At 64.6% G+C, this 25,606-nt stretch carries 25 protein-coding genes; 12 read left to right on the top strand and 13 right to left on the bottom strand.

The window, feature by feature from the left end:
- The first annotated feature begins 105 nt into the window (after nt 1–105).
- Complete coding sequence (locus tag AC1IN8_RS04715) at nt 106–738, top strand: LysE family translocator (RefSeq protein ID WP_139435193.1); 633 nt, start codon at nt 106–108, stop codon at nt 736–738.
- A 72-nt stretch (nt 739–810) separates the two neighbouring features.
- On the opposite strand, the gene AC1IN8_RS04710 is transcribed toward AC1IN8_RS04715, so the two are convergent.
- The 7 genes from AC1IN8_RS04710 to AC1IN8_RS04680 all read right to left on the bottom strand — a co-directional run bounded on the left by AC1IN8_RS04710 (nt 811) and on the right by AC1IN8_RS04680 (nt 6,842).
- A complete protein-coding gene (locus tag AC1IN8_RS04710) occupies nt 811–1,914 on the bottom strand; it encodes a beta-N-acetylglucosaminidase domain-containing protein (protein ID WP_479758213.1) in 1,104 nt (367 codons plus the stop codon).
- 89 nt (nt 1,915–2,003) lie between these two features.
- Nucleotides 2,004–3,731 carry a potassium/proton antiporter gene (locus AC1IN8_RS04705; RefSeq protein WP_139435189.1) on the bottom strand — a complete coding sequence of 576 codons (1,728 nt, stop codon included), beginning with the start codon at nt 3,729–3,731 and terminating at the stop codon, nt 2,004–2,006.
- 268 nt (nt 3,732–3,999) lie between these two features.
- Nucleotides 4,000–4,146 (bottom strand): hypothetical protein, encoded by a 147-nt coding sequence (locus AC1IN8_RS04700; RefSeq protein WP_005325762.1) that lies wholly within the window; start codon nt 4,144–4,146, stop codon nt 4,000–4,002.
- Nucleotides 4,146–4,832, bottom strand: a complete 687-nt coding sequence (locus AC1IN8_RS04695; protein WP_479758212.1) for a M15 family metallopeptidase — start codon at nt 4,830–4,832, stop codon at nt 4,146–4,148. Before AC1IN8_RS04695 ends, AC1IN8_RS04700 begins: the two co-directional genes overlap by 1 nt.
- Entirely contained in the window at nt 4,829–5,956 is a 1,128-nt protein-coding gene (gene dapE / locus AC1IN8_RS04690) for a succinyl-diaminopimelate desuccinylase (RefSeq protein ID WP_247626893.1), read from the bottom strand. The genes AC1IN8_RS04695 and dapE overlap by 4 nt, the downstream gene beginning before the upstream one ends.
- Nucleotides 5,957–5,978: 22 nt before the next feature.
- Nucleotides 5,979–6,329, bottom strand: coding sequence for an ArsC family reductase (locus tag AC1IN8_RS04685; RefSeq protein ID WP_479758211.1), 351 nt, complete (start codon nt 6,327–6,329; stop codon nt 5,979–5,981).
- Between the two features lie 198 nt (nt 6,330–6,527).
- On the bottom strand, nt 6,528–6,842 hold the full coding sequence (locus AC1IN8_RS04680; protein WP_162519153.1) for a hypothetical protein: 315 nt from the start codon (nt 6,840–6,842) through the stop codon (nt 6,528–6,530).
- 284 nt (nt 6,843–7,126) lie between these two features.
- On the opposite strand from AC1IN8_RS04680, the gene dcuC reads away from it, so the two are divergent.
- On the top strand, nt 7,127–8,503 hold the full coding sequence (gene dcuC / locus AC1IN8_RS04675; RefSeq protein ID WP_479758210.1) for a C4-dicarboxylate transporter DcuC: 1,377 nt from the start codon (nt 7,127–7,129) through the stop codon (nt 8,501–8,503).
- Nucleotides 8,504–8,585: 82 nt separating this feature from the next.
- On the top strand, nt 8,586–9,725 hold the full coding sequence (locus tag AC1IN8_RS04670) for a M20 family metallopeptidase (RefSeq protein WP_479758209.1): 1,140 nt from the start codon (nt 8,586–8,588) through the stop codon (nt 9,723–9,725).
- Nucleotides 9,726–9,795: 70 nt separating this feature from the next.
- Here AC1IN8_RS04670 and AC1IN8_RS04665 read toward each other — a convergent pair whose 3' ends face one another.
- From AC1IN8_RS04665 to AC1IN8_RS04655, 3 genes are all read right to left on the bottom strand, one after another.
- Nucleotides 9,796–10,452: a Dph6-related ATP pyrophosphatase gene (locus tag AC1IN8_RS04665; protein ID WP_479758208.1), complete on the bottom strand. Its 657-nt coding sequence runs from the start codon at nt 10,450–10,452 to the stop codon at nt 9,796–9,798.
- Between the two features lie 131 nt (nt 10,453–10,583).
- Nucleotides 10,584–11,927 (bottom strand): anaerobic C4-dicarboxylate transporter, encoded by a 1,344-nt coding sequence (locus AC1IN8_RS04660; RefSeq protein WP_025326310.1) that lies wholly within the window; start codon nt 11,925–11,927, stop codon nt 10,584–10,586.
- A 298-nt stretch (nt 11,928–12,225) separates the two neighbouring features.
- Nucleotides 12,226–12,834, bottom strand: a complete 609-nt coding sequence (locus AC1IN8_RS04655; protein ID WP_479758207.1) for a TetR/AcrR family transcriptional regulator — start codon at nt 12,832–12,834, stop codon at nt 12,226–12,228.
- Between the two features lie 233 nt (nt 12,835–13,067).
- Here AC1IN8_RS04655 and AC1IN8_RS04650 point away from each other — a divergent pair, with 233 nt between their 5' ends.
- The 3 genes from AC1IN8_RS04650 to AC1IN8_RS04640 all read left to right on the top strand — a co-directional run bounded on the left by AC1IN8_RS04650 (nt 13,068) and on the right by AC1IN8_RS04640 (nt 16,250).
- On the top strand, nt 13,068–14,159 hold the full coding sequence (locus AC1IN8_RS04650; protein ID WP_479758206.1) for an alkene reductase: 1,092 nt from the start codon (nt 13,068–13,070) through the stop codon (nt 14,157–14,159).
- Nucleotides 14,160–14,274: 115 nt separating this feature from the next.
- A complete protein-coding gene (locus AC1IN8_RS04645) occupies nt 14,275–15,072 on the top strand; it encodes an SDR family NAD(P)-dependent oxidoreductase (protein WP_479758205.1) in 798 nt (265 codons plus the stop codon).
- A 173-nt stretch (nt 15,073–15,245) separates the two neighbouring features.
- Nucleotides 15,246–16,250: an NADP-dependent oxidoreductase gene (locus AC1IN8_RS04640; RefSeq protein WP_479758204.1), complete on the top strand. Its 1,005-nt coding sequence runs from the start codon at nt 15,246–15,248 to the stop codon at nt 16,248–16,250.
- A 74-nt stretch (nt 16,251–16,324) separates the two neighbouring features.
- On the opposite strand, the gene asnS is transcribed toward AC1IN8_RS04640, so the two are convergent.
- Entirely contained in the window at nt 16,325–17,725 is a 1,401-nt protein-coding gene (asnS, locus tag AC1IN8_RS04635; RefSeq protein WP_479758203.1) for an asparagine--tRNA ligase, read from the bottom strand.
- A gap of 199 nt (nt 17,726–17,924) precedes the next feature.
- On the opposite strand from asnS, the gene AC1IN8_RS04630 reads away from it, so the two are divergent.
- Nucleotides 17,925–18,269, top strand: coding sequence for a hypothetical protein (locus AC1IN8_RS04630; protein WP_247626885.1), 345 nt, complete (start codon nt 17,925–17,927; stop codon nt 18,267–18,269).
- On the opposite strand, the gene AC1IN8_RS04625 is transcribed toward AC1IN8_RS04630, so the two are convergent.
- Together AC1IN8_RS04625 and bioA are read right to left on the bottom strand one after the other, a co-directional pair.
- Entirely contained in the window at nt 18,257–19,078 is an 822-nt protein-coding gene (locus AC1IN8_RS04625; protein ID WP_202046359.1) for a HAMP domain-containing protein, read from the bottom strand. The genes AC1IN8_RS04630 and AC1IN8_RS04625 overlap by 13 nt on opposite strands.
- Nucleotides 19,079–19,213: 135 nt before the next feature.
- Complete coding sequence (gene bioA / locus AC1IN8_RS04620) at nt 19,214–20,488, bottom strand: adenosylmethionine--8-amino-7-oxononanoate transaminase (protein ID WP_479758202.1); 1,275 nt, start codon at nt 20,486–20,488, stop codon at nt 19,214–19,216.
- A gap of 191 nt (nt 20,489–20,679) precedes the next feature.
- On the opposite strand from bioA, the gene bioB reads away from it, so the two are divergent.
- From bioB to htpX, 5 genes are all read left to right on the top strand, one after another.
- Nucleotides 20,680–21,768, top strand: a complete 1,089-nt coding sequence (bioB, locus tag AC1IN8_RS04615; protein ID WP_043131627.1) for a biotin synthase BioB — start codon at nt 20,680–20,682, stop codon at nt 21,766–21,768.
- Nucleotides 21,765–22,961, top strand: a complete 1,197-nt coding sequence (gene bioF / locus AC1IN8_RS04610) for an 8-amino-7-oxononanoate synthase (RefSeq protein WP_479758201.1) — start codon at nt 21,765–21,767, stop codon at nt 22,959–22,961. Before bioB ends, bioF begins: the two co-directional genes overlap by 4 nt.
- Nucleotides 22,951–23,754 carry a malonyl-ACP O-methyltransferase BioC gene (gene bioC / locus AC1IN8_RS04605; protein WP_429160736.1) on the top strand — a complete coding sequence of 268 codons (804 nt, stop codon included), beginning with the start codon at nt 22,951–22,953 and terminating at the stop codon, nt 23,752–23,754. Before bioF ends, bioC begins: the two co-directional genes overlap by 11 nt.
- A 120-nt stretch (nt 23,755–23,874) precedes the next feature.
- Complete coding sequence (gene bioD / locus AC1IN8_RS04600) at nt 23,875–24,555, top strand: dethiobiotin synthase (RefSeq protein ID WP_139435152.1); 681 nt, start codon at nt 23,875–23,877, stop codon at nt 24,553–24,555.
- A gap of 114 nt (nt 24,556–24,669) precedes the next feature.
- Nucleotides 24,670–25,542 carry a protease HtpX gene (gene htpX, locus AC1IN8_RS04595; RefSeq protein WP_171269207.1) on the top strand — a complete coding sequence of 291 codons (873 nt, stop codon included), beginning with the start codon at nt 24,670–24,672 and terminating at the stop codon, nt 25,540–25,542.
- Nucleotides 25,543–25,606 lie beyond the last annotated feature (64 nt).

The following is a 25,606-nucleotide window of genomic DNA, read 5'->3' as shown; positions in this document are numbered from 1 at the left end:
TGTCACAGGGTTTTTAATGCTGAATTCTTGCTGAAGGAAAAGGTTTTTCTTGTGTTAAAAGAGTGTGATAGGCAAGATCGACTGCTTGTTACCTGGAGGTGTAGTGTGTCTCACTGGATTGATCCCGCCATCTTGGCGCTCTTTATTCCCACGTTTTTCTTTGTCTCCGTGACCCCCGGCATGTGCATGACCCTGGCGATGACCCTGGGCATGAGTCTGGGGGTGCGCCGCACCCTGCACATGATGTGGGGGGAGCTCATCGGCGTCGGCCTGGTCTCGGTGCTCTCTGTGGTCGGGGTGGCGGCCGTCATGCTCAACTACCCGGCCCTGTTCTCGGCCTTCAAGTACGTGGGCGGCGCCTATCTGGTCTGGCTCGGCATCCAGATGTGGCAGGCCAAGGGCAAGATGGCGATTCCGGCGGATCTCTCCGCCGGCCAGGAGACCAAGCCGCTCGGGCTGGCGCTGCAGGGCTTCGTCACCGCCATCGCCAATCCCAAGGGGTGGGCCTTCATGGTCTCCCTGCTGCCCCCCTTCATCAATGCGGCCAAGCCGATGGCCCCCCAGATCAGCGCCCTGGTGGTGCTCATCCTGGTCATCGAGTTCTCCTGCCTGCTGCTCTATGCGAGCGGTGGCCGCACCCTGCGTCACTTCCTCGCCAAGAGCGGCAACGTCACCCTGATGAACCGCATCGCCGGCTCGCTCATGCTGTTTGTGGGCGTCTGGCTGGCCTTCGGCTGAGGGGATCGGAATGAAAAAGGCCACCTCCCTGCCGGGGAGGTGGCCTTTTTCGTGGGCGGCTGACGGCCGGGGTCAGTCGGTGAGGCAGTCGGGATCGAACACGTATTCGCCGTCCAGCCAGCGCAGGATCTCGGCGACGCAGCCCTGATCCTGGAATGGCAGGTAGCGGGCCTTGAGGTGAGTCACCTGCTCAGGTGTCAGCTGGGCCAGCCCTATGTCCTGAAACAGCGGCAGGTCGGCCTCTATCATGGCGGAGATCTGCGGCCCGCAGGTGGCGTTGAGGGAGGCGTGCAGCGCCTGATCCGGATCGTACTGGCGACCGAGCCGGTAGCTCATGGGCAGGGTGGCGAGCGGCAGCACAGAGAGCGCCGCCTGCTTCATGGGATTGACAGCGTGACCGGCGGTGAGATCCGCCAGCTCGGCGGGGCGGTGCTCGAAGGCGCGCAGGTGCAGGAAGCTGCTCGCCTTGCTGCCGTCATTGACCGGGTAGTTGTCCCACAGGAACGGCTTGCGGTGCAGCCAGTCGGCGGCCTGCCTGAGATGGGCGGTCGGATACTCGGTGGAGCAGACCCTGGGGCCGGTCCAGAAGATGTCGAAGCGCTTGTCCAGCCCCTGACCCAGATCCGTCAGATAGTGGGGGGGCATGGCGCCGAACACCTTCTCCAGCACGGGATCCGTCGAGTAGTAGCTGGGGCAGAAGATGAGACGGCCGGCGCGGGTGTGGGCCGCGATGTCGTGGGCTATGGTGAGCTGCCAGTGGGCGAGATCCGGGGTATCCCCCTTCATGTCGTCAAACAGCACCGCCAATATGTCGGGCTGGAGCGCCTCCTCGATGAGGCGCACCTTCTCGAGCAGGGCCGGGCGCTTGTGGGCGTAGTCGTGATGGGCGCCCATGGGGCTCAACCCCACACCGAAGGCGAGGCCGTTCTCCCGGCACTGCCGGGCCAGCTGGCGCAGGTGGTCGAGTTGCTCCCTCGGCCAGGGCTCGGCCCAGTGCTTGCGCAGGTAGCCGTCTTCCTTGGGGGCATAGAGGTAGAAGCCGTAGCCATGGCGGGGCAGCCACTGGGCATAGCGGGCGCGGGCCTCCCAGCTCCAGCCCTTGCCGAAGAAACCCTCGATCAGCCCCAGTCGGGGGGAGGGAGGATAGAGACCAGACAACTGGGTTTGATAAGGCATGGGTCACTCCCTTCTCGCCGGGCGCCGGTTCACCGTCTTGGCGGGAACGGGCGCCGAGTATGTGTATTGAACAGGGTCCGGCTTGCGTCCTAGACCGGATCTTCTTCCAGGAAGCGTACCCCTATCTTGCGAGGCTCACCCTCTTCCATCTCCGCCACCGTCCAGAGCAGGCCCTGCCAGGCGACGTGGTCACCCACTACCAGATTATCGCCCAACTGATGGGCAATGAAATCGCCGAGCGTCTGATCCGCCACCTCGCTCACATCCAGCCCGTAGAGCGGGGCGAGATCCACCAGCCTGGCGGTCGCCTCCAGCAGGAAGTCACCGAAGAAGCGCGGGCCCAGATCCTGCTCCGGCGCCTGGCTGAACAGCTGGCCGAGGGCGGGCAGATCGCGCTCGTGGCCGATGACGCAGAGGATGTCGTCCGACTGCAGGCAGGTACTGCCCGAGGGGTGCAGCAGCTCCTGACCGCGGAACAGGGCGCAGATGCGGGTGCCTTGGGGCATGCGCAGCTCCCGCAGGGGGGAGCCGATGCACCACTTCTCGGCGCTCAGGCGATAGACGAAGGTCTCCCACTGGCTGTCGAGATCGATCTCGAGCCCGGAGCGGTTGATGGGGGACGGCGGCGCCGGCACCTCCACCCGCGCCAGCCTGGAGGCCAGCGGTAGCGAGCTGCCCTGCAGGATGAGGGAGACCAGCACCACGAAGAAGGCGACATTGAAGTAGAGCTGGGCGTTGGGCAGCCCCGCCATCATGGGGAAGACCGCCAGTATGATGGGCACGGCGCCACGCAGGCCGACCCAGGAGATGAACCAGCGCTCCCGGGGGGCGAAGTTCTTGAACGGCAGCAGGCCTATCCAGACCGACACCGGGCGGGCAAAGAGTATCATCCACATGGCCAGCGCCAGCGCCGGCACGGCGATGGGCAGCAGATTGCTCGGGGTGGCGAGCAGCCCCAGCACCAGGAACATGCCGATCTGGCTGAGCCAGGTCAGGCCGTCCAGCACCGACAAGGTGGTGCTGCGGCTGCGCAGGGAGAGGTTGCCGAGCAGCAGGCCGGTGAGGTAGATGGCGAGGATGCCGCTGCCCCCCACCGCCGTGGTGAGGGCGAAGATGAGCAGGCCGCCGCTGACGGTGAGCAGCGGATAGAGCCCGGGGGCCAGGCGGGCCGTGTTGATGAGCCGCCACAGCAGCCAGCCCCCGGCGAGGCCTATGCCGGCGCCCAGGCCAAACTGCTTGATGAGTTGCAGCAGCAGGAAGCCGGCGTCCAGCCCCTGCTGGGCGGTGGCCAGCACCTCTATCAGGGTGACGGTGAGAAAGACCGCCATGGGATCGTTGCTGCCGGACTCTATCTCCAGGGTGGCGCTGACCCGCTCGTTGAGGCTGCGCCCGCCGAGCAGGGAGAACACAGCCGCCGCATCGGTGGAGCCGACGATGGCGCCGATCAGCATCCCCTGCATCAGGTTCAGATCAAACAGCCAGGCGGCGGCCAGCCCGGTCAGGCCTGTGGTGATGGCCACCCCGACGGTGGCGAGCGACAGGGCGGGCCAGAGTGCGACCCGAAAGGAGGAGACCCGAGTGCGCATGCCGCCATCCAGCAGAATGATGGCGAGCGCCAGGTTGCCCACCAGGTAGGCGACAGAGTAGTCGGCGAAGTGGATGCCGCCGGGGCCATCCTCACCGGCCAGCATGCCGACGGCGAGGAAGATGACCAGGATGGGGATGCCGACCCGGGACGAGAGCGCACTTAACAGGACACTGGCTCCCACCAACAAGGCACCGATAAAAAAGAAACTGTTGATGGTGGTGGCATCCAATGGCGAACTCCTTATAGCGGACGGCAAAACAGGCACATTATATGCAGATTGCACCCCTTTGTGTGGCTTAATTGTGCATCGATTTGCAGTTTTTTACGGTTGTTGTGCTGTTTTTAAGCAGCAGGCGCGAGGCTAAAGAGGGGCGAGAAAGAGGGGGCGGGAGTGGCAATCGGTGCCCATTTTCAGGGGCTGGGGCCGGGGTGGCTGCTGGCTGGCATCGAGCCCGGCGAGGGGGAGCAGGAGCGCCATCGGGCTCCTGCGGGGGAGGTCAGTCGTCCTCGTCGTCCTTGACTTCCCGGATCTTGTCCCTGTATTTCGGCAACTGCTTTTCGAGCTGTTTCATGTCCTTGATGGCATTGAGAAACAGGCCGAGCAGAAACAGCAGCGGCAGGCCTATCCATAACCACAGACTCATCAGATTCTCCTTTCGGTGTGACCGGCAGTGACATAACGGGCCAGGATCTCGTCGAGCTGGGACAATATGCACGCCTTGCCTTCAATATCCGCCTGTTGCAGGCAAAGCGCCAGCGCATCCGGATCCAGCCGCTGTTCAGCGGACTCCAGGGCGAAGCTGATGTGCCAGGGCTCGTAGGCGACCCCCTGAGCCGCGTCCAGCTGTTTGGCATAGGGCAGGAAGAAGCCGAAGTCGTTCATGTGATCCCCGAGCCACTCGCCGAGATCGGCAAACCAGCCTCCCGCCTCGTACTCCCAGGGCTCCAGCGCCAGCCTGGTACCGGCGGGCAGGCAGTCGGGATCATAGATGTCGAGATCCGTGCCCCAGTGGTGGCGGCTGGTGCCCGGCAGGGCGCTCCAGCGCAGTATGGCGTGCAGCCGTTCGGTCTCGCCCAGTTGCAGCGCATCCAGCGGCTGGTTGTTCGCATCCAGCAGGGGCCGCTCCCCGCGCCACTTGCCATTCCAGATGGCGAGCTGGCGCTCGAAGCTGCGCCAGCTGGAGGCGGCCTGCAGGTTGAACCCCTCATGGGCGGCCGCCACCTGCATGTCGTTGAAGGCCGCCGCGGTGGCGGCGGTCAGGCGGTGGGGGCCGCGCCCCACCAGGATGAGGTGGCTCTCGTCGAGCCCAAGCAGTTGATCCTGGGTCATGCCAGCAAGTGCTCCAGCACCCCTTGGTACATGTCCGCCAGCAGATCCAGATCCTCCGCCTTCACGCACTCGTTCACCTTGTGGATGGTGGCGTTGACCGGGCCCAGCTCGATCACCTCGGCCCCGGTGGGGGCAATAAAGCGCCCATCGGACGTTCCCCCCGTGGTGAGCAGGGCCGGTTGCTGACCGTTGACCGCCGCCACGGCGGCGACTGTGGCCTCCAGCAGGGCGCCGGTGTCGGTCAGGAAGGGCTGGCCTGAGAGGGTCCACTTCAGCTCGAAGTCCAGACCGTGACGGGTCAGCAGCGCCTCGACCCGCTCGCGGATGTCGAGATCGGTGAGCTCTGTGCTGAAACGGAAGTTGAACTGCACCTGCAACTCGCCGGGGATGACGTTGGAGGCACCGGTGCCGGCCTGGATGTTGGCTATCTGGAAGCTGGTGGGGGGGAAGTAGGCGTTGCCCTCGTCCCAGACGGTGGCGGCGAGTTCAGCGAGGGCCGGGGCCGCCTTGTGGATGGGGTTGTCCGCCAGGTGAGGGTAAGCCACGTGACCCTGTACCCCGCGCACCAGCAGATCGCCGGTGATGGAGCCGCGGCGACCGTTCTTCACCACGTCCCCCACCAGGTTGGTGGAGGAGGGCTCGCCGACGATGCACCAGCGGATCTTCTCGTTGCGCGCCTCCAGGGTGTCGATGACGCGCACCGTGCCGTTGATGAAGGGGCCCTCTTCATCCGAGGTGATGAGGAAGGCGATGGAGCCCTTGTGGTCCGGATGCTGGGCCACGAAGCGCTCGGTGGCCACCACCATGGCGGCGAGGGACCCCTTCATGTCGGCGGCGCCGCGGCCATGGAGCATGCCGTCCTTGATGGTCGGCTCGAACGGCGGGGTGTGCCACTTCTCCAGCGGGCCGGCGGGCACCACGTCAGTGTGGCCGGCGAAGCAGAACAGCGGTCCCTCGCTGCCACGGCGGGCCCAGAGGTTGGTGGTGTCTTCAAACACCATGGGCTCGATGACGAACCCGAGGCGCGCGAGGCGCTCCGCCATCAGGGTCTGGCACCCTTCGTCCAGCGGGGTAACTGAGGGGCGGCGGATCAGATCCTTGGCCAGTGCGATGACATCCGACATCGGCGTTCCTTAACAGAAATGTTTAACGAGAGAAGAGGGATTGGTAGTGGTCTGCCTTGAACCCCAGGGTCAGCTCGCCATCGCGGTCCAGCAGCGGGCGCTTGATCATGGCGGGGTGCTCCAGCAGCAGGGCGCGGGCTTTGGCGCCGTCCAGCCCTTGCTTGGCCTCCTCCGGCAGGGCGCGGAAGGTGGTGCCTCGGGTGTTGAGCAGGACTTCCCAGCCCAGCTGGTCCAGCCAGCCGTCCAGCCGGGCAGGCTCGAGGCCGTCGGCCCTGTGATCGTGAAAGCGATAGTCGATGCCAGCCTCGTCCAGCCACTTGCGGGCCTTCTTGATGGTGTCGCAGTTCTTGATGCCATAGAGGGTGGTGGCCATGGGAGATCCTATATCTGCGGGCCCGGGGCCCTGAAATCCGAACGTGAAATCGTGCAAGGGCCCGATTCTGGCATTGTGGCCCAGCCATGGCAACGCTCATGGCCGGGCTGGCTGGTTTTACCAGCGGGGAGGGGGAGAAAAAGCGAGGGGCCAGATAGCCAAAACGCGCCTGGGGCGCGTCTTGGGGGAAGGGGGCTATCAGTGCAGGGTGGTCCACTGGTGGTCGAAGACCCGGGCCCGCTCCCAGGGCGCATCCGGCAGGCTGGAGGAGAGGCCGGTGTATTTGCCCACGTCGTCCACCACGATGGCGGAGAGGATCGGCAGGTTGTTTTCGGTGCAGTACATGCGGATGCGTTGCAGCAGGGTGCGCAGCTCATCCTGGCACTGTTCCAGCCCGGCCTGCCTGGCCAGCTTGGAATAACGAATGGTGGTGCGTTCCTTTGCAGACTCGACGAGGATGTCCCACAGCTTGTAGTCGCAGGTAGAGACACCTGCGGTGGCTTGGCTTGTCATAACTCTCTCCGGTGCGAAATGGTCGCTCTGTATCGACGGGCATCTTGGCCAGTTCACCCCTGACGGGCGTTGATCCAACGCAAAAAAAGTGGAGGTTGTTGGCCAGGATCTCATGCAGGGCATTCTAGTGCGTCGGGACTGGATTGATGTACCGATTTTATTTGATTTATCAAAATTTAATGCTGCTTTTTGTCACTCAAGCCACTTTTATTGATAGGGATCAAGGGGAAAGGAGGGGCTCGCCACTAGATTTCGATCCTCGATAATCTTATCAGGAGCGCACTTTGGAACTCTTATTCGTCTTGCTCGTGCTGATGGCCGTGGTCTACGGCATCGTCAAGGATTACAACCCGCAGGCGGTGCTGGCGCTGGCAGGCATGACCATCTTCGCGGTGGCCTACTGGCTGGGGTTGCACCCCATACTGCCTGCCGACAAGAGCACGGGGTTCGCCCTGTTCGACCTGTTCGAGGTGTTCAAGGGGATCTTCTCCTACCGGGCGGCGGGGCTCGGCCTCACCATCATGGCGGTGGCGGGTTTTGCCACCTACATGTCCCATATCGGCGCCTCCCAGTCCCTGGTGCGGGTGGCGGTCAAGCCGGTGGCGGGCATCCGGTCCAGCTACCTGATGCTCTCCATCTGTTATCTGGTGGCGGTATTTGTCTCCCTGTTCGTCACCTCCGCCACCGGCCTCGGCCTGCTCTTGATGGTCACCATGTACCCTGTGATGCGCAACCTCGGCATCAGCCCGGCGTCGGCCTGCGGCGTCATCGCCACCTCCCAGGCGTTTGAAATCGGTCCGACCCAGACCAACGCCATCTTCTCCGCCGGTCAGTCCGGCATGGATCCGACCAGCTACTTCGTCGACTACCAGATCTGGCTGGTGGCTCCCATGCTGCTGGTGACCATGGTGCTGCACTTCTTCTGGCAGCGTCACTGCGATCGCCAGGATGGCTGGGATCCCGCCCTGCACCGGGGCGATCCGGCCGAGCTGGACGAGCAGGGGAAGGAGGAGGTGCCGGCGCCGACCTGGTATGCCCTGCTGCCCATCATCCCCTTCGTGCTGATGATGACCTTCTCCAAGCTCCTGGTGACCACCATCAGCGTCAGCGTGGAGGTGGCCATGCTGCTGTCGGTCTTCATCGGCATGCTGTGCGAGCTGCTGCGTACCCGCTCGGTGCGCACCGCCATGGCCGGGCTGTCGAGCTTCCTCGACGGCATGGGCAAGGTGTTTGGCCCCGTGGTGGCGCTCATCGTCTGTGCCGAGCTGTTTGCCGAGTCCCTCAAGGCCATAGGCGCCATCGACACCCTGCTGCACTCTGCCAGCAATGCCGGTATCGGCAGCGGCCTGATGACGCTGGTGATGGTGGGGCTCATCATGGTGGCGGCCGTCATCATGGGCTCAGGCAATGCGGCCTTCCTGAGCTTCTCCACCCTGGCCCCCGCGGTGGCGGCCAAGTTCGGCGTGCCGGCGGTGACCATGCTGCTGCCGATGCAGCTTGCCTCCAGCATAGGCCGCACCGTCTCCCCCATAGCGGCGGTGCTCATCGCCTGTGCGGGGATCGCCAAGGTCTCCCCCTTCGTGGTGGTCAAGCGCACCTGCGTACCCATGGCCGGAGCCCTGGTGACGGCGCTGCTGCTCAACTATCTGCTGTTTATGTAATGGCGGGGCGGGTGGCCAGGCTGCCCGCTCCATTCACTCTGCGCAAGGGCGAGGCCGGACCTTTTGCCCTTTGGAGACGATGATGACAGATCCTCGCAACGCTTTTTCCCTGGACGCCTATCTGGCGGATCTGGCCCCCCTCATCAACCTGGATTGCGGCACCCGCACCCCGGTCGGGGTGGCTCGGGTGGCCGATATCATGACCGAAAAATACGAGGCCATCGGCTGGCAGGTGAGCCGCCACCAGTTTGCCGCCGAGTGCGGCCCCTGCCTCGAGGCAACCAATGCCCCGGGGGCGGATCACTACGACGTCATGCTGGTGGGCCACATGGATACCGTCTTCCCCGAGGGGACGGCGGCCAAACGCCCGCTGACAGTCGAAGGCAATCAGGCCTTCGGCCCCGGCGTCTCTGACATGAAGAGCGGCCTGCTCTCCACCTGGTATGCCTTGAAGGGGATGGACCCGGCCGTGCTGGCCAAGCTCAAGGTGCTGGTCTGCTGCAACTGCGACGAGGAGATTGGCTCCCCCTGGTCGAAGGATTGGCTGGTCGAGCGAGCCAAGCAGAGTGGCTGCGTGCTGGTGGCCGAGGCGGCCCGTCCGAGCGGGGATCTCATCAGCGCCCGCAAGGGCAACGCCAAGTATCGCATCCGCTTCCACGGCAAGGCGTCCCATGCCGGTTCGGCCCTGGCCGAGGGTATCTCCGCCATTACCGAGCTCGCCCATTGGGTGCTGGCCATCAACGAGCAGGTGAACCTGGAAACGGGCACCACCATGAACGTGGGGGTGGTGCAGGGGGGCACCGGCGTCAACGTGGTGCCGGACTTCGCCGAGGCGATCGTCGACCTGCGCTTCTGGAGTAACGAGGAGGCGCAGGCGGTGCACAACCGGCTCAGCTTCATGGCCAAGAATCCTTTCCTTGCCGGTTGCCGGGTCGAGGTGGATCGCCAGAGCTTCAAGCCGGCGATGCGCCCGAGTGAGGACACCCGGGCCCTGATGGCGCTGGTGGAGGCGGCCGCAGCGCAGGAGGGGATCCCCTTCAACTGGCTGGAGGCGGGGGGCGGCTCCGACGCCAACTTCACCGCCGCCGCCGGTGTGCCGTCCCTCGATGGCTTCGGCCCCATGGGGGGCGGCTTCCACTCGGAGACCGAGTTCCTGCTGCTGGGTAGCATAGCGCCGCGCATTCGCCTGCTGCAGCGGGTGCTGGGCAAGCTGGCCAGTTAGGCTGGCGTGAAAGGCAAGCAAAACGGGAGGCCATCGCCTCCCGTTTTTTATGTGCCGCCTTAGTGAGGCGTCACCCCTCGTCCTCCAGCAGATAGGCCAGATGATCCTGGCGCGCCACCTGCCAGCCATCGAGGCGCAGCGGGGCGGCAAAGCCCGGGCCGTCGGTCACCATGGTGTGGTACTCCCCCTGCTCGCCGCAGGCATCGAACCCTTCACGCTCGGCCAGTTGCTGCAACTCGGTCAGGGTGGCGGCATCCAGCACTCGCCCGGCCCATGCCGGCGCCAGCACCCGGGTATCGACGCAGGAGAGGTGGGCGACGATGCCGCGGGCCAGCATATCCGCCAGCAGCGCCTCGCGAGATTGCTGCCAGAGCGGGGTGTGGACGGCGAGCCCGAGCGGCTGGCAGCGCTCGCGGATCCAGTTCGGTGCGCCCCCCACGCTGTCGATATCGCCGGTCACTACACCATCGAGGGCCCACTCCTGCTGCAGGCGGCTCAGCGCCGTCTCATAGCTCTGCTCGAACGGCGCCTCTATGGTGACCAGCAGATGGGGCAGCCCGAGGGCCGCCGCCTGACGGCGCACCAGCGGCAAGGGGTGAGCGAGAAAGCGGGGCTCAGGGGGCGCAAAGGTGGCCAGGGCCACCACCTGATGACCCGCATAGCGGGCATGACAGAGTGCCAGCATGGCATCTTTGCCACCGCTCCAGAGCAGGATGACGCGAGACATGGGGTTGATTCCAATCATGAAAGATGAGGCATGCTACCGAGCCGGCGGGCGCTTGGCAAAGCGGGAGGGCGGGAAAGGCAACGGGCCCGCGAAGGGGCCCGTTGGGGATGGCGCGGCGAACGCCGTCTGGATCACAGCAAGATGGTGGTCAGCACATACCCCAGGGCGCAGGAGCTGCTGACCCCGATCAGCCCAGGAATGATGAAGCTGTGGTTGATGATGAACTTGCCGATGCGGGTGGTGCCGGAGCGGTCGAAACCGATACAGGCCAGATCGCTCGGGTAGGTCGGCAGCACGAAGTAGCCGTAGCTCGCCGGCAGGAAGGCGATCAGCAGTTTCGGCTCCACCCCCAGCGCCAGACCCATGGGGGCGATGGCGGTCAGGGCGGCGGCCTGGCTGTTCACCAGCTTGGAGATGAGGAAGAGCACCAGGGCATAGGTCCAGGGCTGGGCCTGTACCACGTGGGCCAGGGTTTCCTTGAGCAGCGGCATGTGAGCCTGGAAGAAGGTCTCGCTCATCCATGCAACCCCGAATACGGAGAAGATGGCGACCATGCCTGCCTTGAAGACGGCGCCGTTGGAGATGTCGCCCGGCTTGACCTTGCAGCGCATCAGGATGATGGCGCCGGCGATCAGCATCATCATCTGGATCACCAGGTTCATGGAGAGGGGGCCAGTTTTGTCCTTGATGGTGAACACAGGACGCAACCCTTCGTTGGCACCGAGCAAGACCACGGCGGCGATGGCGGCGAAGAAGATCCAGGTAGACCAGTAGGCCTCTTTCGGGAACTTGGTGTTGAGCAGGGTTTCACCGCCGCCGTAGACGAAGGCGCGCTGCTCCGGATCCTGGATCTTGGCCTGGAACTCCTCGTCCTTGTCCAGATCCTTGCCGCGGCGCAGGCTCCACAGGGCCGCCATGACCACACCCGTGAGAGAGGAGGGGATGGCGATCATCAGGATGTCGAGCAGGCCGTAAGCCTGACCTATGCCGTGACCGGCCGCCAGAATGGAGACCATGGAGACCACGGCAACCGAGACCGGGGAGGCGCAGATCGCCATCTGGGAGGCAACGGATGCCACCGCCATGGGGCGCTCGGGACGGATGTTCTTCTGCAGCGCTATGTCGGCGATGATGGGGAACATGGTGTATACCACGTGGCCGGTACCGCACAGGAAGGTGAGGGTCCAGGTGGTGAGCGGCGCCAGTATGGTGATGTATTGGGGGTGACGGCGCAGCAGGCGCTCGGCCACCTGCATCATCAGGTTGAGGCCACCGGCGGTCTGCAGGGTGGCGGCGCAGCCGATCACCGCCAGTATGGTCAGCATCACCTGAACAGGCGGCTCCCCCGGCACCAGGCCGAACACGAAGGTCAGCAGGAACAGACCTATGCCGCTGATGAGACCCAGTCCCATGCCCCCAAAGCGGGTACCCAGCAGCAAGCAGCCGAGCACCACCAAAAATTCCATCAAGATCATTCCATTACCTCGTGTGATTGAATCCATGTCCGCACTGGCCCTGGGGCCCGGGAGCATCTGTTGTGGTTATTTGCCCCTAAAGGGTTAGCGGGTATTCTGGCACCCCTAAAGGGGTAAAAAATTGAGGTGGTTCAATAACAGACCCTTTTCCGATTTAAGTGCATAAAAACTATGGATATGCCCTTGAACAGGGGGGATCGGGGAATGACAGGCAGGGGAAGAGGGGATGGATCCGAGGACCGGGAAGGGATGAAGGGGGTCGCAGGCCGGCGCCGGCCTGCGAGTCTGGATGACCGGCTCAAGCGTCCCGGTTTGGCTCGGCGGTGGCCGCCTCTTCGCAAGAGGCAACCTGCGACAGCAGGGTTGTGCGGCAGGCAGCCAGGATCTCATCGGCCAATGGCGACTCGTCCGGGCAGGCCCGTGACAGCATGATGGCGCCAATCATCTGTGCCATCAGCGCTATCCTCCTGGCGCGATGGGCCTGGGTCTCCTCTGTATCCGGCGTGTCGTGAGGGCCACAGGTGCGGGCCAGCATCTCTTCAATGCCGGCCTCGAAGGCAGCCTTGACCTGGGGCGGTTGGCGCGCCGCATCGGCGCACAGCGCGGCCATGATGCAGCCATCCCCTGGGGCATCGCGGTGCTCTCTGGAGAGGTAGTGCCTGACAAACTCGGGGCTAGCCAGGGCACTGGTTTTCTCCAGACTCTGTTCAAAGCCGCAGGCGGCGGCCTCCGCCATCAGATCCGCCTTGGCGGTGAAGTGCTTGTAGAAACCGCCGTGAGTGAAGCCGGCCGCCCCCATCAGATCCGCCACTCCCACGCCATCGTAACCCCGCTCGCGAAACAGCCTGGCTGCGGTGGCGACTATGTGTGCCCGGTTTGCCTGAGCCTGTGCCTTGGTGACCCTCATACCCGGTCCTCCTCTGAATCATGGAAGTGGTGATCACTATACATTGATGTTGGTCATCATCAAAATGCTTGACTGAAAAGATTATGATCGTCATCTTTAATGGGCAGACCCCGGGAAGGGGTTGAACGCCCTGACCCTGGATTGACCCTTGCAGCCCCGAGCCTGGCGGCGCCATGTCGGGATACGGACTACCTTCCTTCCCAGACCCATGTTCCACACGACAGAGGCACGCCATGACAGACAAGAGACTCTTCGAGGCCTATTCCCTTGGCCCCATCACCCTCGCCAACCGCATCGTGATGGCGCCACTCACCCGCAACCGTGCCGGCCCCGGCCTGGTCCCGAGCGAGCATGCCGCCACCTATTACAGCCAGCGGGCCACGGCGGGTCTGCTGATCGCCGAGGCGACCCAGGTCTCTGCCCAGGCGCAGGGCTACCAGGACACCCCCGGCCTCTACACGGCGGCGCAGATTGCGGGCTGGCGCAAGGTGACCGATGCGGTGCATGCCAGGGGAGGTCGTATCTTCGTGCAGCTGTGGCACGTTGGCCGCGTCTCCCACGTCGCGCTGCAACCCGATGGCGCGGCGCCGGTGGCCCCTTCGGCCCTTCGCGCCCAGACCAAGACCTTCGTCAACAATGAGTTCGTCGAGGTGTCTATGCCCCGTGCATTGGCACTGGAGGAGCTCCCCGGCATCGTCGACGACTTTCGTCAGGCGGCTGCCAACGCCATGGCGGCGGGCTTTGACGGGGTCGAGATCCACGGTGCCAACGGCTATCTGCTGGAGCAGTTCCTCAAGGATGGGGCCAACCTGCGTACCGACGGCTATGGCGGCTCCATCGAGAACCGCGCGCGGCTGCTGCTCGAGGTCACCGCCGCCGTGGCCAAGGAGATCGGGGCCGATCGCACCGGGGTCCGGATCTCCCCCGTCTCACCGGCCAATGGCATCTCCTGCAGCGATCCCCAGCCGCAGTACGACTATCTCGTCGAGCGGCTCAGTACGCTGGGCGTCGTCTATCTGCACGTGATCGAGGGCGCCACCGGCGGCCCCCGGGATGTCGCCCCTTTCGACTTCGCCTCCCTGCGTCGGCGCTTCAAGCAGACCTATCTGGCCAATAACGGCTATGACCTGACGCTGGCCAGCAGTGCGCTGGCCCAGGGCAAGGCGGACTTGTTTGCCTTCGGTCGCCCCTTTATCAGCAATCCGGATCTGGTCGAGCGCCTGCAGCAGGGCGCCCCGCTTGCCGCGCTCAGACCCGAGACCCTCTATGGCGGCGGTGCCGAGGGCTACATCGACTACCCGGCCCTGGCGGGTGCCGGCGAGTAAACGGACATGGGCAGGGGCGTCATAGCAGGTCCCCTGTCGACACAGCGCCATCGGCCGTTGAGTGCCTGGCGCGACATCCATCCCGGTTCAAAACGATCACAGAGAGAATGACATCATGACCATTAAACCCAGAGTGCTTATCACAGGTGCCTCCAGCGGCATTGGCGCCACCTATGCGGACCGCTTCGCCCGGCGCGGCCACGATCTGGTGCTCGTCGCCCGCGATGAGGCGCGGCTGACGGCACTGGCCGGCCGCCTGCGCCTGGCGTACGGCGTCGCCGTCGACATCCTGCCCGCCGACCTTACTCAATCCCGGGAGCTGGCCGCCGTGGAGGCCCGGTTACGGGAAGATGCCAGCATCGGCATCCTGATCAACAACGCAGGGGCGGGTCAGGTGGGCCACTTCCTCGCCCAGACCGCCAGCAGCGTCGAGCAACTGGTGACCCTGAACACCACGGCGCTGGCACGCCTGGCGGCGGCCATAGCCCCGCGACTGGTGCAAGCCGGAGAGGGGGCCATAGTGAACATCGGCTCCGTGGTCGGGCTCGCGCCCGAATTTGGCATGACGCTCTATGGCGCGACCAAGGCCTTCGTGCTGTTCCTCTCCCAGGGGATGAGCCTGGAGCTCGCTCCCGCCGGGGTCTATGTGCAGGCGGTGCTGCCCGCCGGCACGCGCACCGAGATCTGGGCACGCTCCGGCATCGATCCCGACAGCTTGCCGGAGTTGATGGCGGTGGAGGAGCTGGTGGACGCGGCCCTGGTCGGTTTCGATCGCCGGGAAGTGGTCACCATACCGCCGCTGCATGAGGCCAGTCGCTGGGATGAGCTCGATGGCGCGCGCAAGGCGCTGCTCTCCGACCTTAGGCAGGCGCACGCCGCCGAACGTTATCAGGTTGCGCCTCAGGGCCGCTGATCCCGGCAACAAGACTGGCGGTCTGCTGGGGACGGCGCCACGCCCAACCCGCAGTTCTCTCTCCAGACCGCCTCTTTTATCCTCGCGATGAGGCGTGCCTGACCTGTGTCGCTGCCCTGTATGGGACAGGGCGGTTTGCCTGGTTCGGTCACCTCACGCTTTCTGGTAACGAGATGATGAAAGCCTTTGTGTTCAGACACTATGGTCGCTCGGCGCGGCCCGAGTTCGCGGAACTGCCGCACCCGACCATGGGGCCGGACGAGATCCTGGTCAAGGTGCATGCCGTCGGCCTCAATCCCATCGACAACATGATCCCGCGAGGCACCTTCAAACCCCTGCTCAAGTTTGAGCTGCCCGCCGTGCTCGGCAGCGATCTGGCCGGTGTGGTGGTGGAGGTCGGCAGCCGGGTGACGCGGTTTCGGCCGGGGGATGCCGTCTATGCCAGCCTCTTCGATCTGGGGCGTGGCGCCCTGGCGCAATGGGTTGTGGTACCCGAACACGCGGCTGCCCTCAAACCGGCCAGCCTCGACTTCGTTCAGGCGGCGTCCATTCCCATGGTGGCGCTGACGGCCTGGCAGGCCTTCACCGAGCAGGCCCCGCTCGCGCCGGGCCAGAGGGTGTTCATTCCCGCGGGTTCCGGCGGCATAGGCTCCTTTGCCATTCAGCTGGCCAGGCACCTGGGGGCCTTGGTCGCGACCTCCACCAGCACGGCGAACGCCGAGTGGGTAGGTCAGTTGGGGGCCGAGGTGGTGATCGACTACAGACGGCAGGCGTTCGATGCCGTATTGCAGGGTTATGATCTGGTGCTGGGGACCTTGCGGGGCGATGCGATCGAGCGGTCACTGTCGATCCTCCGGCCGGGGGGGCGGCTCCTGTCGCTGGTCGGTCCGCCGGATGCGGCCTTTGCGCGGGCGAGAAACATGAGTGTCATCATGACCGCCCTGTTTGGCCTGATGAGCTGGAAGATACACCGTCTTGCCCGGCGACGGGGTATCACCTACGGCATGATGTTCGTGCGTCCGGATGGTGCCCAGCTGACCCGGATTGCCGCGCTGCTCGACGAGGGCAAGCTCAGGCCCGTCATCGACAAGGTCTTTCCGTTTGAACAGGTCGGCGAGGCGCTCGCCTATCTGGCGACCGGTCGCGCAAAGGGCAAGGTGGTCGTCAGCCTGGCGTAAGCGCAGGGCGACGGCAAAGAACAAAAAAAGCCGACCCAAGGGTCGGCTTTTTGCGATTCGCGTGCTGTCCGCGATTAGAACTCGGCGGTGCGAGGGGTACGCGGGAAGGGGATGACGTCGCGCACGTTGCCCATGCCGGTCACATAGACCACCAGGCGCTCGAAGCCCAGGCCGAAGCCGGAGTGCGGCACTGTGCCGTAGCGACGCAGGTCGCGATACCACCAGTAATCTTCCTTGTTCAGGCCCATCTCGGCCAGGCGGGCATCCAGCACCTCGAGACGCTCCTCACGCTGGGAGCCACCGATGATCTCGCCGATCCCCGGGGCCAGCACGTCCATGGCGGCGACTGTCTTGCCGTCGTCGTTGAGGCGCATGTAGAAGGCCTTGATGTCTTTCGGGTAGTTTTTCACCACCACAGGAGACTTGAAGTGCTCCTCGGCCAGATAGCGCTCGTGCTCGGAGGAGAGGTCGATGCCCCAGGAGACCGGGAACTCGAACTTCTTGCCGCAGTTCTTCAGCACTTCGATGGCGTCGGTGTAGTCAATCTGGGCGAAGTCGGAGGCGACGAAGCGCTCCAGACGGTCGATGGCATCCTTGTCGATGTGCTGGGCGAAGAACTCCAGATCGTCGCGGCGCTCGGTCAGCACGGCGTTGAAGACGTACTTCAGCATGGCTTCGGCCAGGGCGGCGTTGTCTTCCAGGTTGGCGAAGGCCACTTCCGGCTCCACCATCCAGAACTCGGCCAGATGGCGGCTGGTGTTGGAGTTTTCGGCGCGGAAGGTCGGCCCGAAGGTGTAGACCTTGGACAGCGCGCAGGCATAGGTCTCGACGTTGAGCTGACCGGAGACGGTCAGGAAGGTCTCCTTGCCGAAGAAGTCCTTGTCGTAATCCACCTTGCCTTCTGGGGTGCGCGGCAGGTTTTCCATGTCCAGGGTGGAGACGCGGAACATCTCGCCGGCCCCTTCGGTGTCGGAGGCGGTGATGAGCGGCGCGGCAATCCACAGATAGCCTTCTTCATGGAAGAAGCGGTGAATGGCCTGGGCCAGGCAGTTGCGCACCCGGGTCACGGCACCGACCACGTTGGTACGGGCACGCAGGTGACCCTGCTCGCGCAGGTATTCGATGCTGTGGCGCTTGGCAGACATGGGGTAGGTGTCCGGGTCTTCGACCCAGCCCACGACCTTGACGTCGGAGGCCTGCAGCTCGAAGGCCTGGCCGCTGCCCTGGGAAGCCACGACCACACCGGTCACTTCCACTGAGCAGGCGGTGGTCAGACGCAGCACTTCATTCTCGTAATTGGCCAGGGTATTGGGGACGACGGCCTGTACCGGATGGAAACAGGAGCCATCGGACATGGCCAAAAATGAGATCCCCGCCTTGGAATCGCGGCGGGTCCGGATCCACCCTTTCACTGTCTGGGTGGTGCCAACCGCATACTTACCGGTCAGCACATCTACTACGGATGCGTGCGTCATCGAAATATTGTCTCCAGCTTGTTCTTGCAGCGCTATTTGCAACACTAGGGGTCTGGCCCGGGCATGAGTGGCCCACCATGGCAGACTAAGCCGTTAATCTTACCCGCGCGGGTTTGATAAACAAGCAAAAATGTCGGACCCTTGCGGGGTTTTCCCCATGAATCTTGCATGGATCCGGTCGGTTGGGCAGGGGGTGAGAGTGAAGGAACGCAGGCGGGGGCCGGATGGCTGGATACGGGTTCTCCAGGGGCTGGTGATCCTCTGCTGGAGCGGCTTTATCGTCCTGCTCTCCCTTTACCACTTCGCCAGGCCGCAGACAGCCTACGGTTTTCTGGTCTATGGTGGGGTCAAGGTGCGCCAGGAGTGGGATCCCGCCCTCACCCCCTGGCTGGTGCACGGACTCTGGGGTTGCTGCCTGCTGACCCTGGTGGTGCTGGCGCTGGAGCACAGGCGCAGCCGACGGCAAGAGGATGCCCTGCACGTCAATCTGTTCATCCTGCTGCTGATCCTTGCCGCCAGCCTGCTGTTTTATTACCTGGCGTGATCCGTCGGCTTCTCGTCCTGGGACGAAGGGGCAGGGCGCTTGCCGAGCTGGCGCTCCACGCTGTCGAGCATCTGGTTGTAGGCGAGGGCCACCCGGCCTATCTCGTCCCCTTCATCGCCCTCCAGCCGGTGACCGAAGTCGTGCAGATCGGTGGCCTCCTCCATGGAGCGGGTCAGCTGGTTGAGGGGGCGGACTATCCAGGTGCGTATGACCCAGAGGGTGAGCAGCAGCCCCAGCCCGAAGATGAGGGTGAGGCTCAGGGCCGAGGTGAGTATGTTCTGCTCGACCCGGGTAAAGAGGGTGTCGAGGGAGTAGTCAAAGCGCACCGCCCCCAGCACCGTATTCTCTGGCACCTGGTGACAGCTGGTGCAGTCGGTGCCACGAAAATCCTTCTTGGCCAGCAGGGGGCGGGTCACCACCAGCTTGCTGTGGGTGCCGTCGTGCACCACCTCCAGGCTCCCTTTGCCCGCCAGGGCCAGGGCATCGAATCTGTCCTTGGGGGCCTCGCTGTCGCGGCTAGGCCCATACTGCTTGTTGACCGGCGCCCCGCGCACTATGCGGGCATCTTCCACGTGGGCGTGATCGAGAAACTTGGCACGCAGGGTGTCGCGGGCCTCCATCTTGCCGGTCAGCATCAGCATGTTGAGGCCGTCGAAATAGGCCTCGGTCTGCTCGCGGCTCTGCTCCTTGATGAGGGTCAGGATGAGGTCGCGCTCGCGCACCGCCTGATAGGCCGCGGAAAACACCAATACCATGGAGAAGATGAAGAGCAGGAAGAAATTGATCTTGGCAGTGATGGAGAGGCGCATGGGAAAGGTACATCTGTTGGGTAAAACCCGCGCAGTCTACTCTCCTCGCCTGGCGGGTTCTGGTGTCTCGCTCACATTCTGATGAAAAAGAGCCAAAAGGCCCTGCATTCTCATGCAGAGCCTATTCATCCAGACTCAGAATTCGCCGCTGGCGATGGCCTCATGGATGGCCCGGGTCAGCACCCGCAGCTCCTCGGGGCTGATGACGAAGGGGGGCATCAGGTAGATGAGCTTGCCGAACGGGCGGATCCAGGCCCCCAGCGACACGAACTTGCGCTGGATGCGCGCCACGTCCACCCGCTCCTTCATCTCCACCACACCGATGGCGCCGAGTACCCGCACGTCGGCCACCGCAGGATGCAGGGTCAGCTGTATCAGTTCGGTGCGCAGCTGATGTTCGATGGCCCGCACCCGTTCCTGCCAGGGTGAGGCCAGCAGCAGTTCGATGGAGGCGTTGGCCACCGCGCAGGCCAGCGGATTGCCCATAAAGGTGGGGCCGTGCATAAAGACGCCGGCCTTACCGTCACAGATGGTGCGTGCAACCTGCTCCGTGGTGAGGGTGGCCGACAGCGTCAGGTAGCCGCCGGTGAGCGCCTTGCCAAGGCACATGATGTCGGGGCTGATCCCCGCCCAGTCGCAGGCAAACAGCTGGCCGGTGCGGCCAAAGCCGGTGGCGATCTCGTCGGCGATCAGCAGCAAACCGAACTCGTCGCACAGGGCGCGCACCCACTGCAGGTAGCGGGGGTGATAGAAGCGCATGCCACCCGCCCCCTGCACTATGGGCTCCAGCACGATGGCAGCGATTTCCTCATGGTGGTCCGCCACCAGGGTCGCCAGCTCCACCACGCAGCTCTCGTCCCACTCGGCGTGGAAGCGGCAACTGGGGGCGGTCACGAAATGGTGCTCCGGCAGGAAACCCTTGTAGAGCTCGTGCATGCCGCCATCCGGATCGCAGACGCTCATGGCACCGAAGGTGTCCCCGTGATAGCCGCCCCGCAGGGAGACGAACCTGGCGCGGGGCGTTCCCCTGGCGTGCCAGTACTGCTGGGCCATCTTGAGCGCCACCTCCACCGCCACCGAGCCGGAATCCGCCAGAAAGACCCGATCCAGACCGGCCGGGGTGATCTCCACCAGCTTGCGACAGAGCTCGACCGCTGGGGCATGGGTGAGGCCGCCAAACATCACGTGGGACATCTTGCCGAGCTGGGCGGTGGCGGCGGCGTCGAGTTCCGGCACCTGATAACCATGGACGCAGGCCCACCAGGAGCTCATGCCATCCACCAGCTCGCGGCCGTCGCTGAGGGTGAGGGTCACCCCCTTGGCACTGGCCACTTCATAGCAGGGCAGGGGATGGGTGAGGGAGGTATAGGGGTGCCAGATGTGGTGCAGGTCGAATTCTTGATTGGTCATTTTGTGTTCTGTTGTCAATTGGTTTGATCTGGTCGGTGTTGACAGTCTACGCGCGCTCTCTACACTAGCCAACAATTTCAGCCACTTGGCGCCTGTCCTCACAGCGAGTAGGTCGGCCGATGGCGGCTTTTGCGGTCCTTCATCCCAGGATGGCGGCGCAGGATCCCACTTATAACAACTGGAAGCCATGTATGAATGCTCTCACCCTGGGCGGCCACGCCCTTCGTCACGACTGGACCCTCGCCGAGGTCCAGGCCCTGTTTGCCCTGCCATTCAACGATCTGCTGTTCCAGGCTCAGACCGTACACCGCGCCCATTTCGACCCGAACGAGGTGCAGGTGAGCACCTTGCTCTCCATCAAGACCGGCGCCTGCCCGGAGGATTGCAAATACTGTCCCCAGAGCGCCCGCTACCACACCGGGCTCGAGACCGAGCGGCTGATGGAGGTGGAAAAGGTGCTGGAGCGGGCTCGCGAGGCCAAGGCCAACGGCTCGTCGCGTTTTTGCATGGGGGCCGCCTGGCGCAACCCCAAAGAGCGGGACATGCCCTATATCCTGCGCATGGTCGAGGAGGTGCGCGGGCTGGGGATGGAGACCTGCATGACGCTAGGGATGCTGACTGCGGATCAGGCGGCGCGCCTGGGTGCTGCCGGGCTTGATTACTACAACCACAACCTCGACACCTCGCCGGAGTTCTATGGCGACATCATCACCACCCGCACCTATCAGGACCGCCTGGATACCCTGGAGCACGTGCGCGGCGCCGGCATGAAGGTCTGCTCCGGCGGCATCGTCGGCATGGGGGAGCAGGCAAAGGATCGGGCAGGCCTCCTGATGGCGCTGGCCAACCTGCCCCGCCACCCGGAGAGCGTGCCCATCAACATGCTGGTCAAGGTGAAGGGGACGCCCATGGAAAACCAGGAGAATCTGGACCCGTTCGAGTTTATTCGCACCATAGCCGTGGCGCGCATCATGATGCCCGCCTCCCACGTGCGCCTCTCCGCCGGGCGGGAGAAGATGAACGAGCAGATGCAGGCCATGTGCTTTATGGCGGGTGCCAACTCCATCTTCTACGGCTGCAAGCTGCTAACCACCCCGAACCCGGACGAGAACAGCGACATGCAGCTGTTCAAGCGCCTCGGCATCCGCCCCGCCCAGCGGGCCCAGAAGCCGGATCAGGTGCAGGAAGAGGAGCTCCTTGCCGAGGTGAGCCGCCAGAGCGAGCCGAGCGAGCTCTTCTACGATGCCACCCGTTCCCGCGCAGGTGCCGTCCGTCCATGACTTCCCCTGTTGTCACCGGCCCCTTTGCGCTGGGGGAGGCCCTGGCCGAACGTGAGCAGGCCGCCCTGCTGCGCAACCGCATCGCGACCGACGGGGCGAGTGGCGGGCGGCTCAGGGTGGCGGGGTGCGACTACCTCAACCTCTCTGCCAACGACTATCTGGGGCTCGCCGATCATCCCGCCATCAAGGCCGCCTTCAAGGAGGGGATCGACCGCTATGGCGCGGGCGCCGGTGCCTCGCCCCTGGTGACCGGCTACAGCCGTGCCCACCAAGAGCTGGAGGAGACGCTGGCCGACTGGTTGGGGGTGGAGGCCGTGCTGCTGTTCAACTGCGGCTTCTCCGCCAATCAGGCGGTGCTCAAGGCCCTGCTCGGCAAGGAGCACCTGCTGTGGCAGGACAGGCTCAACCACGCCTCCCTGCAGGAGATGGGCAGCCAGCTGCCCTGCAGGATGAAGCGCTTCGGCCACAACGACATGGCCGCGCTCGCGTCTCAGCTTGAGCCAAACCGGGGCCTGATCGTCTCGGAGGGGGTGTTCAGCATGGACGGGGATCAGGGCCCCTGGGCTGAACTCGCGACATTGGCAGCCCAGAGCGGCAACTGGCTGATGATCGACGATGCCCACGGCCTCGGGGTGCTGGGGCCACAAGGGCGCGGCACCCTGGCGGCGCAGGGGGTTGCTCCCGCCAGCGTGCATATCCAGATGGGCACCTTTGGCAAGGCGCTCGGGGTGGCCGGGGCCTTCGTGGGGGGCAGCCGCGAGCTGGTGGAGTACCTGGTCAACTTTGCCCGCCACTATGTCTACAGCACCCATATGCCCGCCGCGCAGGCTTGCGCTATCAGCCAGAGCATTGCGCTGGTACGCGCCGCCGACGAGGCCCGCGCCCACCTCGATCACCTTATCGCCCGCTTTCGGCAGGGGGCACAGGCGCTCGGCTGGACGCTGGGCGCAAGCGAGACCCCGATCCAGCCCCTGCTGGTGGGGGAGAGCAGTGCCGCCCTGCAACTGGCCGAACGGCTGCGGGATCGCGGCGTCTGGGTCAGCGCCATTCGCCCGCCCACTGTGCCGGTCGGCACGGCCCGGCTGCGCATTACTCTGAGTGCCGCTCACCGCGAGCAGGATGTGGATAGCCTGCTCGAGGCCCTGGGTCCCTGCCCATCCAGTGATCAGAGAGGAGGCGCCCATGCTGCATGAGCGTTTCCAGCAGGTCGACAAGGCCCAGCTCGCCCGTCGCTTCGGGGCCGCCGCCCGTCACTACGACGCCCACGCCCGCTTCCAGCAGGAGGTGGGGCAGGCGCTGCTGGTGCGCATGGGCGAAGGGAGTATGAAAGAGATGCGCCCGGGGGCCGGGCTGGATCTGGGCTGCGGCACCGGCTTCTTCCTGCCCGCGCTGGCGGGTCGTTGCCAGCAGTTGCACGGGCTGGATCTCGCCCCCGGCATGCTGGCGCAGGCCGCCCTGCGTGGCAGCGGCGCCCGGCTGGTGTGCGGCGATGCGGAGGCGCTGCCCTTCGCGGATCAGAGCCTGGACTGGGTCTTCTCCAGCCTGGCCCTGCAGTGGTGCGAGCGCCCGGCCCAGGCGTTTGCCGAGATCCACCGGGTGCTCAAGCCCGGCGGTCAGATCTTCTTCTCGACCCTGCTGGCCGGCTCGCTTTGGCAGTTGCGCGAGGCCTGGGGCGCCGTCGACGGGCATGCCCACGTCAACCGCTTCCTCGCCCTGCCCCAGTTGCAGCAGGCCATTGGCGCCGCGGGTTTTCAGGCGCCTGAGCTGACCTCTGTCACCTGGTCTCTCGCCTATCTGGAGCTCAACGACTTGCTGCGGGATCTCAAGGGCATAGGGGCCAGCCAGGTCAATGACGACAGGGCTGCGGGGCTGGGCAACCGCCAGCGCCTGAGGCGTCTCGGGGAAGCCTATGAGCGCCACCGCCAGCCCGACGGCCTGCTGGCCGCCAGCTATGAGGTCTGTCTCGGGCGCCTTGTCCGCCGCTGACCGGCTGCGGGAACACGCGTTTTTGCCTTGGGCCAGGCGAGGTTAGCCGCCCGGCACAAGCCCATCATTGATACCCAGGTGGTGCCAGAGCGCCACCTTGAACTGCGCTGAGGAATCATCATGGTCAGATCCTATTTCATCACGGGCACCGACACCGACGTGGGCAAGACCCTGGTCGCCCGTACCCTGCTGCAGGCGTTCGCCGCCCGGGGCATCCCCTGCGCCGGCTACAAGCCGATCTCAGCCGGTTGTGCCCGCACCCCGGAGGGGCTTCGCAACCTCGATGCCCAGCAGCTGCAAGCGGCCGCCAGCCTCCCGCTGCCCATCGACTCGGTCAACCCCTACGCCTTCGAGCCCCCCATCGCCCCCCACATAGCCGCCCGGGAGGTGGGGGCGAGCATTCCCCTGGCGGGCCTGTCTGCCGGGTTGCGGGAGATTGAGCGGGCGGGGGCCGAACGGGTGATAGTCGAGGGGGCGGGGGGCTGGTTTTTGCCGCTGGATCACCAGCATCTGCTCTCCGACTGGGTCGCCCTTGAGCGCCTGCCGGTGATCCTGGTGGTGGGGGCCAAGCTGGGTTGCCTCAATCATGCCCTGCTCACCTGCGCCGCCATCCGCCATCAGGGGCTGACCCTGGCCGGCTGGGTGGTCAATCGGGTGGATCCGCACATGAGTCGCTACCAGGAGAACCTGGCCACCTTGAAAGCCATGTTGCCGGCCCCATTTCTGGGGGAGATCCCCTTCGTAGACCAGCCGCTCGAGGCGGATCTGCGCGATTGTCTCGACATCTCGTCCCTGCTCTGAGGCCCAACATTCAGCAAACATTCATCGAGTCTGTCTATGATCGGGGGCAGGTGTGGTATCGGGTCGATTGTGAATTGGCCCGAACCATGCATCTATATCTCACAAGGAGTCAATATGAAGCGAATTATGCTATTCCTGGTGACCAACCTGGCCGTCATGCTGGTGCTGGGGGTGGTACTCAATATCCTGTTCTCGGTTCTGGGGATCAACAAGTCCAGCATTTCCGGTCTGTTGGTGTTCTGTGCCGTGTTCGGTTTTGGGGGTTCCTTTATCTCCTTGCTGATGTCCAAGTGGATGGCCAAGCGCAGCTATGGCGTCCAGGTCATCGAGCAGCCCCGCAACGAGACAGAGCACTGGCTGGTGAGCACAGTCGCCCGTCAGGCCCGTGAGGCTGGCATCAAGATGCCGGAAGTGGGGATCTACGACTCCCCCGAGATGAACGCCTTCGCCACCGGCGCCCGCCGCGACGACTCCCTCGTTGCCGTGTCGTCCGGCCTGCTCTACAGCATGAGCCGTGACGAGGCGGAAGCCGTGCTGGCCCACGAGGTGAGCCACGTGGCCAACGGCGACATGGTGACCCTGACCCTGATCCAGGGGGTGGTGAACACCTTCGTGATGTTCTTCGCCCGCATCGTGGCCGGCGTCATCAGCAACTTCTTCAGCTCCAACAACGACGAGGAGAGCAGCAGCTCGGGTGGGTTTGCCTACATGATCACCGTGTTCGTGCTGGAGATGCTGTTCGGCGTGCTGGCCTCCATGATCGTCATGTGGTTCAGCCGTCAGCGCGAGTTCCGCGCCGATGCCGGTGCCGCCAAGCTGGCCGGTCGCGACAAGATGATAGCCGCGCTGCAGCGCCTCTCCCGTGGCGCCGAGCCGCAGATGGAAGGCACCATGATGGCCTTCGGCATCAACGGCAAGCGCTCCATGAGCGAGCTGTTCATGAGCCACCCGCCCATCGAGCAGCGCATCGCCGCCCTGCGTGGCTGATTGCCAGATGCGATAAGAAAACGGCTGCCTCAGGGCAGCCGTTTTGCTTTGCGATGATGGCGCC

The sequence above is a fragment of the Aeromonas sp. 130281 genome, assembly GCF_056642115.1.
Note: the sequence above shows the minus strand (reverse complement) of the source record. Positions and strands in the feature narration are given on the sequence as shown.